The 12,436-nt window shown below is 47.2% G+C and carries 10 protein-coding genes; 8 read left to right on the top strand and 2 right to left on the bottom strand.

From position 1 onward, the window contains the following. Nucleotides 1-286 precede the first annotated feature (286 nt). The 3 genes from blaOXA (at nt 287) to AC0KUT_RS04370 (ending at nt 2,820) form a co-directional block, all read left to right on the top strand. Nucleotides 287-1,153: a class D beta-lactamase gene (blaOXA, locus tag AC0KUT_RS04360; protein ID WP_488833816.1), complete on the top strand. Its 867-nt coding sequence runs from the start codon at nt 287-289 to the stop codon at nt 1,151-1,153. A 362-nt stretch (nt 1,154-1,515) separates the two neighbouring features. After that, entirely contained in the window at nt 1,516-2,175 is a 660-nt protein-coding gene (locus AC0KUT_RS04365; protein ID WP_488833819.1) for a glutaredoxin domain-containing protein, read from the top strand. Between the two features lie 213 nt (nt 2,176-2,388). Beyond that, nucleotides 2,389-2,820, top strand: a complete 432-nt coding sequence (locus AC0KUT_RS04370; RefSeq protein ID WP_488833821.1) for a hypothetical protein — start codon at nt 2,389-2,391, stop codon at nt 2,818-2,820. A gap of 1 nt (nt 2,821) precedes the next feature. On the opposite strand, the gene AC0KUT_RS04375 is transcribed toward AC0KUT_RS04370, so the two are convergent. Both AC0KUT_RS04375 and AC0KUT_RS04380 read right to left on the bottom strand, forming a co-directional pair. Beyond that, entirely contained in the window at nt 2,822-3,007 is a 186-nt protein-coding gene (locus tag AC0KUT_RS04375; RefSeq protein WP_488833823.1) for a hypothetical protein, read from the bottom strand. A 54-nt stretch (nt 3,008-3,061) separates the two neighbouring features. Then, nucleotides 3,062-4,693 carry a GH35 family beta-galactosidase gene (locus AC0KUT_RS04380; protein ID WP_488833825.1) on the bottom strand — a complete coding sequence of 544 codons (1,632 nt, stop codon included), beginning with the start codon at nt 4,691-4,693 and terminating at the stop codon, nt 3,062-3,064. 566 nt (nt 4,694-5,259) lie between these two features. Between AC0KUT_RS04380 and ppc the strand changes: the two genes are divergently transcribed. From ppc to AC0KUT_RS04405, 5 genes are all read left to right on the top strand, one after another. Further along, nucleotides 5,260-7,875 (top strand): phosphoenolpyruvate carboxylase, encoded by a 2,616-nt coding sequence (ppc, locus tag AC0KUT_RS04385; protein WP_488833828.1) that lies wholly within the window; start codon nt 5,260-5,262, stop codon nt 7,873-7,875. Nucleotides 7,876-8,086: 211 nt separating this feature from the next. After that, nucleotides 8,087-8,497: an SMU1112c/YaeR family gloxylase I-like metalloprotein gene (gloA2, locus tag AC0KUT_RS04390; protein ID WP_488833830.1), complete on the top strand. Its 411-nt coding sequence runs from the start codon at nt 8,087-8,089 to the stop codon at nt 8,495-8,497. Between the two features lie 51 nt (nt 8,498-8,548). Then, entirely contained in the window at nt 8,549-9,472 is a 924-nt protein-coding gene (locus AC0KUT_RS04395; protein WP_488833833.1) for a polysaccharide deacetylase family protein, read from the top strand. A 47-nt stretch (nt 9,473-9,519) separates the two neighbouring features. Beyond that, nucleotides 9,520-11,049 carry a BAR domain-like protein A BdpA gene (bdpA, locus tag AC0KUT_RS04400; protein WP_488833835.1) on the top strand — a complete coding sequence of 510 codons (1,530 nt, stop codon included), beginning with the start codon at nt 9,520-9,522 and terminating at the stop codon, nt 11,047-11,049. Between the two features lie 550 nt (nt 11,050-11,599). Next, nucleotides 11,600-12,304, top strand: a complete 705-nt coding sequence (locus AC0KUT_RS04405; RefSeq protein ID WP_488833838.1) for a P-loop NTPase family protein — start codon at nt 11,600-11,602, stop codon at nt 12,302-12,304. Nucleotides 12,305-12,436 lie beyond the last annotated feature (132 nt).

Below are 12,436 nucleotides of genomic sequence, written 5' to 3' on the forward strand. Positions count from 1 at the left end.
AACAGCTCCCCCCAAGCAAGCCTGAATGGCGCCTGCAGCCGCTTACCAAAGGTTCATGCACAGACTTATTCACAGCTTCTGTGGATAAATGGCAGAAAGCGTGGCCTACAATGCGGCGGTTCGGCCGATAAAATGCGAGGAAAGTCAATAACTTATGCTGGGTAATCTTCGGTAATTGACGGGGGTGGTGTTTCAGCTTATGTTGCCGAAAAACTTACTGGAATATCTTGCCCCTGGGGAGCTGATCGTTGATCTTGGGGTATAACTGTTTGGTTAAAAGGAATCTATGAATAACATGTTAGTGCTTGTGGCTGTATCGCTTATGTCTTCGCTAGCCTTTCCCGAGGCTGTCACCCCTCCACTCTCCGGATCTATCTTACCTGCAGTCTCCGAATCTATTTCGCCGGCAGTTTCCGAGTCTATAGAGCTAAATGCTGATTGGGATAAAGAGTTTGTACGTAAATCAAGTCGAGGCGTTTTTTTGCTTTGTAAGGGCAGCAGTAGCTCCTGCACCACTAACAATCTTACCAGAGCCACTACTGCCTATATTCCTGCATCAACCTTTAAAATCGCCAATGCTCTTATCGCGCTAGAAACAGGAGTTATTAATGATGAGCTTCAGATTTTTAAATGGGATGGTCGCCCTAGAGCAATGAAGCAGTGGGAGCAGGATTTAACATTGAGGGAGGCGATACAGCTCTCTGCGCTTCCCGTCTTTCAAGAAATTGCTCGGCAAATTGGTGAAAAGCGCATGCAACAATATGTAAAGGATTTTTCTTACGGTAATGCAAATATAGAAGGGGGCATAGACACATTTTGGCTAAGTGGCCAATTGAGAATATCAGCCTTTAAGCAAATTCAATTTTTAGAGTCACTTTATTTAAATCGACTTTCTGCCTCAAAAGAAAACCAGCTCATAGTAAAAGGAGCCTTAGTTTCAGAGGCTACAGCAGAGTATGTTATGTATTCAAAAACGGGTTTTTCTGGCTTCGGCACCAAAGAAAACCCAGGTATAGGGTGGTTTGTCGGTTGGGTCATTAAAGGCACTGAGGTATATTTTTTTGCGCTTAACATGGATATTGATCAATCCAGCCAGTTAGATTTAAGAAAGTCCATTCCAAGAGGCCTTTTGGTTAGTGAGGGGGTGATTTAGCCTAGCTAACAACCGACTGAAAACATAAGTTACTAACGAACTCTATTTTTCAGCCCAATGCGTAACTTGGGTTAAAAATTGTAGGTTGGAAGAGCTCAGCGACTTCCGATATGTGTGCATTGCGGCATGTTTGTACGCCATGCCAGTATTTTTTTAAATGGTGGATTCAGCCCCGAAATATCTTGGGCTCTATTTTTTAAAATGTTTTAGAGAATCCGCTCCGCTTTTTTGATTTAGGTGGTGTGTTTTTATTGTGTGTTGATGGGGCGGTGGTGTTGTCGGAAGTCGCTGCGCTCTTCCAACCTACGCAGTGCTTTTCGGCTTTTGTATTTTTATGATGTGAGATTATTTAAAGGACTACCATGAAAAAATTTATTATTTTTGCTTTGCTCATTGGCGGCTATTGGCAATGGAACCATGGCAAATTTCCGTTTGGCTCCGCTGGTGTGGCGGCGGTGGATGCAGCAGGTAAACCCATTGCGTGGATTTTTACCTTTGATGGCTGTGGTGACTCTTGTGCAGACGCTGTGCGTGAGTTGCGTAAGCGCAATGTGCCATTTGCAGAGAAGGTGATTAGCCCTGAACGCCGCGATGAGCCAGATTTTAAACTCTGGCAAGGCTACGGTACAGGCAATAGCTTTCCGCTTTTGGTTATGGGTGAGCAGAGGATGACCGGTTTCTATGTGCCCGATATGGCAAGCCTCTTGGGTAAAACATTTGGTGATGCCTATCTCACACACAACGAGCGGCGGTATTTTAACGCACATTTTAATACTGATGGTTCACCGCGTATCGTGCTTTATGGCACTGACTGGTGCCCACATTGCGCAACTTTACGCAAAGAGCTCAATGCGCATCACGTGAGCTTTGAAGATGTTGATGTTGAAAGGGGTGGCGATAAAAACCAACTGCTCCAGACTATGGGTATCGCCGGCTACCCCGCCACATGGGTGGGGTACACCCGAGTGAAAAACGGTGCTAGCTATAGTGCGATTATGGCGCAGGTTAAGCAATCTAAGTAGCTAGTTGTTCCTACGGCCACTGCATCGCGCTGAGTGCTCATACGCTTTTAAAAATAAAATATTATTTTGTTATTAGTTCGTGGGTTTGGTAAATAATGGCTAAGCGAGTAATTCTGTTTGGGATACCTAGTGCGCTAGAGTATTGTTGCTTTTTTTGCGCTCAGCCTATTTGCTACCGTGCTCAAGACTATGAAAATGATTAGGGAGATTATTATGGATGAAAAAAAGAATAAGTTTCTTATCGTAGGGGCTGGGCTCAGTGGAATTGCCGCAGTGTTACATCTTGCTTGTTTGTATTTTGGTGCGCCCTTGTTTAGGTTTTTGGGCACTGAGGCTATGGCTAGAATGTATGAGTCTGGCCATTATTTACACCCGATAATGGCATGTTTGTTTTTGGCGGGTGTTTTGGGTGTCTGGTCAGCCTATGCATTGTCGGGGGCAGGGGTTATTCGTCGGTTGCCCTTGTTGCGTTTTGTGTTGGTGGGTGTCGCGCTGGCGTATTTGATCAGAGGCCTAGCCTTTCCGTTTATTACGCACTACTTTCCAGAAAATAGTCCATTATTTTGGTATTGCTCCTCGGCAATTGTTTTTGCATTCGGTATGGTGCATTTAATAGGGCTTAAACAGGTGTGGGCTAGGTTATGACTTAGGCGGCGCGTGTGGTGCTAGGTGAACAGTTGTTGATTGGGGCGCTGGGGCGCCCTTTTTTGTAGCTGCTAGCTGTCGTTTGAATGGAGCTGCAGTGGCGTGCATGAATTGAACAGCTGCCGCTCAGCAAGCCTGAATGGTGGCTGTGGCGGCTTACCAAGGGCTCATGCACAGACTTATTCACAGGTTCTGTGGATAAGCGGCAGCGAGGTAGCTGCCGCTTTGGGGTTGGCGTGATTTATTCGTAGCTATAGAGCTTGAGTTGCTGAATACCGTAGTTGCCGACTTCGATACGTAAATGTCTGCCCTGATGATCTTGATCTCCGTTCATGACGCGCCCGCGCTGCCATTTTCCCTTCACATAATTACCTTCTTCGATGCGATCGATACCTGCAATTTTATCGGCGTTACGGTTTTTGAATGTTACAACTATGCCGGTACCTGCGACGACATATTCTTCTGCGCCAGTTTGAATAATGAGAGCGCCTGCAGTTGGCCATTCGTCCTCTTTGGCGGCGGGCGACCAACCGAGGGTGTAGTCGTGGCGGAAGGTGAATTCGTAGTCGCCCAAGATAACTTTTTGCTCACTGTTTTGTTTGTCGAGCAGGACGCCGGCACGATGGGTTTTGGCGGGGTATTGCACCAATAAGTTGGTGAGTTGATTAAGCGTGCGATAGGTTTTACCGAGCGGCTCGTTAGCTGCGTCCTCGACGGACTCGATTGAGAAGGGCGAGAAGCCGAGGGTGTTGTATTGGCCGAAAGCAAAGAAGGCCTTGGCAGCTAGGGTTTCGTCAAAACGGTGCTCGGGAATAAATAGCGCTTTGTTATTGCGGGTGTAGAGATCATTCCATGCTTTAAAGTCTGGGTTGTAAAAGTCGGGTGCAAAAATATCAATTGCCGGTGCGCCTGCTTGCCAAATATCCATCACCTGCGGCAGTGGGCCTGCACTGGGGTAGTCGCCTGGTTTTACGTTGGGGCGATTGAGTGCTGCGTTCACATAGGCGGGAATGGGGTGTAAGGCTTTGCCGGCAGCGGCTATGGTATTGGTGAAGCGCGCAAAGTGCCACGCCATAAAAATTTCGTCGGTTGCAAGGCTTTTGCCGAATACATCTTCCCAGCTGCCCTGGGTGGGGTTGCCTTGAGCTTGCCAGCGCTGCAGTAGTTCAGGGGCGAGCTGTGCTTGATGCTGCGTGAGGTATTGCATGAGCTCGGTGGGTACGGCGGCAGCGAAAGCTTTGTTGGCGTCTGGATGGTAGTCGCGCGCGCTGGGCAGCATGCCGATTTCATTCTCTACTTGCATCATGATCACGGTGTGCTGCTTATCTTTTTTATGCAAGTAATCCATGAGTGCACTGTAGGCCTTGAGGTCAGCCATGAGGTTCGCGTCACTGAAGGGTGTGAGTATTTCTTGACTGCGACCTTGGCTGTCTTTGGCACGTGGGAAGCGTTGTTGATCGCGTTTCACCCACGCAGGTACATAGCACGACATGGAATTTTTCCAGCTGCCAAACCACAGGATGACGAGTTTTATCTGTTCTTTTTGCGCCTCTTTTAGCAGTTGGTCGACAAGGCTGAAATCGAATTCTCCCTCTTTTGGTTCAATCAATTCCCAGTACACCGGCGCGAGCAGGGTGTTGAGGTTCATGGCTTTTAGTTTGGGCCAAATATCTTTCATGTAATCCATGTTAGATGCGCTGGAATTCCCGAGTTCGCCCCCTAGCATGAAAAATGGTTTTCCATCCAGCGTAAGAAGTTGTTGATGATTCTGTTGGATGAGCTGCGGCAGCTCTTTTGCTTGCGTCAATGGGCTGTGAATGAGCAGCGGGCTGATGACGAGTGATAGGGCTATAAGTTGGCGCAAGAATTTCATAAAGGGCTACCTGATGTATGTTTATCTTATTTATTGCTTGGGACGCTACTATACAGCCATTTTTTACGTGAGTTATCTGCTGAAGCAAACATAGGTAAAGTGCGCTCGATTGAGCTGCTGTTGGGATTGCTGGGTGTTGTTTTAGTGCTGCTAAGGCGCGTCCTTGATAATACGCGCTGCCTATTGGTGCGTTCCGCGCGGATGCTTCAATAGGGCCTTGGTTGCTATGTCATGATTGGGGGCATGTGGCTCTACATTGAGCGGTGGGCACAGTATTTGCTCTAGGATATTGTTTGGCGCAAGGTTGAGAGCTACCTTGCGACGGCTATTGCTCATACTGTGGCTATGTAGGCCGTAAGCTGCTGTTTTGTATGCTGCGCCCCATTTTCCAAATTGTTTTTTTAATGCGTTTAATGTGCGCTGTGATCGCTAAATGCAGTGTAAATTGCGCGTATTTGTCGTTGCTGCTGCCTATCCTTGCTCGGCTGCTTTAACGTAGAATGCCGCCTTGTTTTATGTGTGGCTCCACCGAGCCTCTATTTTATTTGATTGATTGGAGAATGCCCATGCTAATGCTGCCTGAAACCCTGCGCGAGAATGTACGCCTGCTGGGGGAGCTGTTAGGAGAGACAATTCACGCCCATGAAGGCGCTGAACTCTTTACCAAGGTGGAGGGGATTCGCAAACTGGGTAAAGCGATTAATAAAGCCGAAAATGGCGATTCTGCCCCGCTGGTTGCCATGTTGAGTGCGCTAAATGATGCGGATATTCTGCCTATAGTGCGCGCGTTCAATCAGTTCCTAAATTTGGCGAATATCGCCGATCAAGAGTTCTTCTCAAGTGCAGAGGCTGATCGTCAAGACGGCTTGCAAAATACCATCGTGCAATTTGCGGATACCTACGGCAAAGATGCCTTGGCTGAAGTCATTGGTCAGTTACGTATTGAATTAGTGCTGACTGCACATCCTACTGAGGTTACGCGCCGTACCTTGATTCGCAAGTACGATCAAATTGTTGATACCCTCGCCGATGGTCAAAATGGCAGCCTACTCGGTTTCGAGCAAGATAAGCTGCGCGGTCGCCTGCATCGCTTGGTTGAAGAAATTTGGAGCACTGACGAGATTCGCACCACCCGCCCAACAGCGGTGGATGAGGCCAAGTGGGGCTTCGCAGTGATAGAAAACAGCCTCTGGCAATCTGTGCCCGATTTTATTCGTCATTTAGATCGACTTTGCACGCGTCATTTGGGACAGGCTTTACCAATTGATTTACGTCCCTTTAAGTTTTACTCCTGGATGGGGGGCGACCGTGACGGTAACCCTAATGTCACCCACAAAATTACCCGCGAAGTGTTGTTGCTAGGTCGTTGGATGGCCGCAGAACTTTATGCGCGCGATGTTTACAGCTTGGGCGGCGACCTGAGTATGAGCGAAGCCAATGAAGAGTTGCAGGCGCTCTACCCACAGAGCACTACACCCTATCGCGATGCAATGTATGCCTTGCGCAAGCGTATTCAAACAACCTTAGAGTGGGCAGAAGCGCGCTTACAGGGCCGCAGTATAGAAGCGCCAGTTGATTTGATCGTGAGCCGTGATGACTTGTTAGGCCCGCTAATGCTGTGCCATAAGTCATTGCAAGATGTTGGCCTGCCACACATTGCCAACGGCCCTTTAATGGACACCATTCGCCGCATTCATTGCTTTGGTATCAATCTGGTGCCGCTCGACATTCGCCAAGACGGTGAACGTCACGTTAAAGCGATTGATGAAGTGGTGCAATATTTGGGTTTGGGCGATTATAAAAACTGGTCGGAGCAAGAGCGCCAAGCGTTTTTATTGGAACAGCTTGAAAGTAAGCGTCCACTCTTGCCATTAAGCTGGCCTATGAGCGATGACACGGCGGAAGTTTTGGCAACCTGTAAGGTTGTCGCCAATGAGCCGCGTGAAATTTTGTCTCACTATATTATTTCAATGGCGCAACAGCCGTCTGATGTTTTGGCTGTAGCGCTGCTGCTGAAAGAGTCGGGCATGACTTGGAATATGCCGATAGTGCCGCTCTTTGAAACCCTCGATGATTTAGATCGCGCTCCGGTGGTAATGGAGCGTTTGTGGAGTTTGGATTGGTATAAGCAATATTCATCGCAACAGCAAACTGTGATGATTGGCTATTCGGATTCTGCAAAAGATGCTGGTAAATTTGCGGCGACTTGGGCGCAATACAAGGCGCAGGAAAAACTCGTCGCCTTGGCGGAGAGCAATGCGGTCTCCTTAGTTTTGTTCCATGGCCGTGGCGGTACTGTAGGTCGTGGCGGTGGCCCCGTAGAAAAAGCAATGGCATCGCAGCCACCGGGTTCGGTTAAAGGCCGTATTCGTGTGACTGAGCAAGGTGAAATGATTCGCTACAAGTTTGGTTTGCCGCGCGTTGCCTTTAGCAGTTTGTCTTCTTATGTGGCGGCAACCCTGCGCGCAACTATTTCCCCCAATGATGCTCCTAAGGCAGAGTGGCGTGACCTCATCGAGCGTATGGGTCAAGCAAGCTTGAAAGCCTATCGCAGTGTGGTACAAGAGCATCCTGATTTTGTGCCTTATTTCCGCAGCCTGACGCCAGAGCAAGAGCTGAGCCTCTTGGCCTTAGGTAGTCGCCCTGCTAAGCGTAAATCCACGGGTGGCGTAGAAAGTTTGCGTGCGATTCCTTGGGTGTTTGCTTGGACGCAGGTGCGCTTGAATATGCCCGCTTGGTTGGGCACGCGTCAGGCGCTGGAATATGCGTTGGAACATGATCCTGCACTTCTGGAGGACATGGTGAGTAACTGGCCCTTCTTCTCCAGCTTCCTTGATCTGTTAGAGATGGTAATCGGAAAGGCAGATGGCCCCATCTGCTCCTACTACGAGCAGCAGTTAGTACCTAAAGAAGTCCGTGGTTTGGGTGAGCAGTTGCGCGGTGACTTGGCTGCGTTGGAGATACTGATCAATAAGCTCAAGAAGCAAGATGTACTCTTGGCAGATGATCCCGTACTGCGTCAATCGCTGGAAGTGCGCAAGCCTTATGTGGACCCGCTTAACTATTTACAGGCGGAATTGCTCAAGCGTTATCGCAGCAGTGAAGTCATCAGTCCTGACCTTGAGCGTGCGCTTAAGGTGACCATGGCCGGTATTTCGGCGGGTATGCGTAACACAGGCTGATCGCCGTATCATAAAAAAACCGCGGAATTCCGCGGTTTTTTTTCGCCCAATACTTAGGGGAATTGGCGGCTGATTCATCCGGGATACAGCTGCAATGTTTAAGCTGCCTCATTTTGCGGTAACCTGACGCAATACTTCAGCGGCCCTCGTTATTCTTGGATACTATGGCCTGCATCCAACATTTCTTGCCGGTAAAGCAGAGGTATAGGCTATGGTTAATCCTCAGGCAATACAACTCAAGGCTGTGCACCATGTAGCTTTAATTTGTTCTGACTATGCCAAATCGAAACATTTTTACAGTGATATTTTAGGCCTGCGCATAGTTGCTGAAAACTATCGCGCGGAACGTGGCTCTTATAAACTAGATCTCGCACTCGCAAATGGTGTGCAGTTGGAGCTTTTTTCATTTCCTCAACCGCCTGCGCGTCCCTCGCAACCAGAAGCCTGCGGCTTACGTCATTTGGCGTTCGCAGTTGATGATCTTGATGCAAGTATTGCGTGGTTGTTAGCGAATGATGTTGCGGTAGAGCCAGTGCGTGTTGATGAATTTACCTTAAAGCGTTTTACCTTTTTTAAAGATCCCGATGATTTGCCGCTTGAATTGTATGAAGCGACGACCTAGTTAATTCGAAACGCTTGATAAGCTAACGTAGTTTTTTGAGGCTAAGTTAATATGCCGCTACAAAAATACCTAATGGGATTATTTTTATTATGGTTGACGGCAAGTGCTCATGGGCGCGAAGTCGTTATAGCGTTTGAAAATACCTTACAGCCATCTAGCTCGCTTGATGGTAAGGCGCGCTCGCAAATGTTAGTGCGCAACATGGCCAATGGGGGCGTTCCCCAAGCGTTGTTTCTGATTCAAACACGCGGTATAAACAGCAAAGATAAAGAGCGTCTTGGACTTTACAGTGATGCAGGGCACTTGCTGGTTAATAGCGGCTACTATCACAATCTTGTGACCAAAGCAGATCTCTATGTATTTGAAATTGGTATTCTGAAAGCCGATAGATTGTTGGCACAATACACCGGCTATAAGCAACATGTGCACTTTTCATATCTCAATGAATTTGGTGATAAAAATGTACAGCAGGGCTTGCGTGAATTCTTACGTAAACGAAATTACCAGCCGACGTTTATAGGTGTAAATAAAATGCGCGGCGTTGATGCTTACTTAGATCAACTTTATCAGGCTAAAATTCGCGCCAATCGAAAAGTGGATATAGTTGCATTAGAGCATGCCTATGTAGACTTTTTAGTGCGCTCGCTTAATGCGGAAGATGCCCAAGCTTATATGATGTTGGGCTATTCACCACGACAAGTGTTAGTGCTGCAGGAAAATGATTTGGCTGCTTATTTTATTGCAGCGCTGGTGGAGCGTTTAGAGTCGGAGCATTGGACGCTCTTGGCGGCTGAGCGTGCCTTTAGCGATCCTGTTGCGAACCCCTTATTATCCAGTGGTTTTGGCGGCAATGGTTATATGAATTCTATTACGGGACTGGGCGATGAACCTGTTGCCTATCCGCGCTTGCTGGGCGCGCGCAAAGCGCAAGCGGATACCTATATTCAGCACGCTATTCCGGCACTTATGCCCTAGTAGGGCTGGATGTTTCATTTTATATTGTGTTAATGATTTGAGGTCTTATGTGTAAAGCTCGGGTAGTTAAGTTAGGTAGTATCTGCTTATTGTTGACGCTATTGGGCGCAGTTGCCCCCGTATTGGCGCAACAGAAAACTATCATTTTTAAAAATAATTTTGACTCCGGCAGCGATCTGAAAAAGTGGGCGATTATGTATGGCGCGCAAACGGTAGATCAGCAAGGGCGCGCCACTACAAGTGCGCTCCAAGTTGAACAGGGTGAGGCGTCGATTCGCACGCGCACCAACTTGAGCGAGCAGGGCACCTTGGAGCTGTGGATAAAAACTTCATCGCCCGCGACGCAGTATAAAATCAATGTGTTGGTGGCACCCAACCAAAATCTAGATTCTGCCTGGCAGTCGGTCGGGCAGATTGTGGGCAGTAATGCCTCGAGCGAATACCATGCTAAACGCATATCCATTGACGATCCCGGCAAGAAATATTTGCGTCTCGATTTCAGTGTTGAGAATGGTCAGCTTTGGGTAGACGACGTGAGCGTAGAGAAAATTCTTTTGGATACTGCGCTGCAAAAAAATCAACAAAAAGTCATTACCGAAGTACTGGATAGGCTGCGTGAAGACAAAGGCTATCAAGTGCAAGCAGATGCCCTGCGTGCGCTAGGTAAGAACTATGCCGCGCAAATTGATGTGCAGCGCCAATACTTAGAGTATGCCAATGGTATTTATGCCAGTGTCACCTTGGTGTTGGCGACCTCTGAACGCAGTAAAATGGCCAATCCTCTCGCCTATGAAACCTTTAAGGGTGTTGTTGAAAATGTAAAATTGGTGGCATCACCGCTGCAAAAGGCACGCATGGATTCGCTCTTGCGTCCCTTTGGCGATATGGCAACGGCGACCTTAAATGTGGTAACTCAGGGCGCCTTTTCAGCATTTGCTGAGCCCTTTAAATCTATAGTGGCAACGGCCTTTGATAAGGCCTCCTATGAAAATGCAGGCATTAATCGCAGCGCACGCAAGTTTGCAGAGTCTAATGGTTTAAAAACCTTTTTGCAGGCTGAAGGCTTTATGACCGAAATTGAAAAAGAATTGGCAATGGTTAATTCTTTGGATAAAGACCTGCTCGATATTCAGCGCGAGGTTAATAAATACCGTAAAGATTTAGATAAGCACCTAAAGGATTCTTTGATTGATGGCGGTTTAGGTCGAGGGCAAGAAAACTATAATCGTGTGCTTAGTAAAGATGAGCCTATACGCAATGCGGCACTGCAAGAAATAACTGATTACTTTATGGTGCAAGCGGAAAGCTACCAGAATCAATCAAGCTCTAATACCCAGTTCGTACAATTCATGATGCGCGCCACCAGCAATATCGAAGAGTCGCAAGTATTTAAGGAGCGCTTCAATCAAATTGCTTCATCGGTCATTACGTTTTACGATAAATTCAGCCGCTCGGTTGCCAAGGATCAAAACCCCTTCAGCAATGCGAAAGATCGCAAAATATGGGAGAGCCATGCGGTTACAGTGCGCAGCTATATTCAAGAGTCTAAAGCGGCTTTTGCCAAGGCTTATATGTAAGCAGGAAGCACACAACTTAGCCGGCGGGGTATTGCAAGCTAAGGGTGAATCGGGCTGGTCTGGCTTCACTAGATTAGTCAGTTTATTAACCTAACTACGGAAATTATATCATGGCCAAAAGTCAGGACAGTAAAAAGGAAAGCAAGAAGCCCGCTACTAAAACCACTAAAGAAAAGCAGGAGGCAAAAAAAGCCAAAAAAGTAGAACGTGCTCGACAATAGCAGTAATGTTTATGTGTGTGGGTAAAGTTTTTATACAATATTTTTTTCTAGAAGGAGGGCGCTTGCAAAGGCGCCCTTTTTTGTTGCAGTTTTTTCTTAAAGCTCTTCTGGCGCTATGGTGTAGATATTATTCAAAAAATATATCGCGGTATTTCGTTTCCTTTATTTATCTTGCTTGCACCAAAATAGCCAGTCGACCCTCCCGTCAAAAAAGGTTAGTATCCATCAACTTGCAATAATTTTGCGTTAGGCTGCGGCCAATGTGCCAATCATCTACTTTAGCCGCGAGTAACAACTTGCGAGCTAACATACATATCTAAGGAGTAAGCATGGCAAGTATTCATTTTATTGGCGGAGAAAAAGGCGGTGTAGGTAAATCCGTTGTGGCGCGCTTATTGGCTCAGTACATGATTGATCATAATATGCCTTTTGTGGGGTTTGATACTGATAGATCTCATGGTGCTCTTTTGCGTTACTACAGCGATTTTGCTGCCCCCACTATTATTGACGACTATCAAAGCCTTGATGCCATAGTGGAAATAGCGGCAGAAAATCCTGAGCAACATGTGTTGGTTGATTTGGCGGCGCAAACGCATCATCCGCTGGCAAAATGGATCGATGAGTCGGGTGTATTAGAGCTGTCAGAAGAGTTGGGTGTGCGTATTTACTATTGGAATGTAATGGATTCCGGGAAAGATTCTGTTGATTTGTTGGGGCGTTTGTTGGATCAGTACGGTAATCGTTTGAACTATGTGTTGGTACTTAATCAATTGCGCGATGAGAGTTTTTCAATTTTGGAGAATTCCGGTATCAAGGAACGTGTCCTATCGCTCGGCGCGCAGATCATGACGCTTAAACGCTTACATGCGCCAGTGATGACAAAAATTGATAGCAATAGTTATAGTTTTTGGGCAGCAACCCATAAAGATACTCAAAGTGATAATGCGTTGAGCTTGCTGGAGCGTCAGCGAATAAAGATGTGGTTGCAGTCGGCCTATAAAGAAATCGATGCCTTGCGTCTGCTTAGTCATTAGGTTTAGCTCAGTCATTAGGTAACCCTCTTTTTAATCCGCTAGGCCTGGCAAGGTTTGATTCGGTTGCAGTTTACGTGCACTAGATCAGCTGCTCGACCAGTTTTACGATGCTGTAAAACTGGTCGAGTTTGG

It is taken from the genome of Cellvibrio sp. 25HG11W-0, from assembly GCF_057815475.1.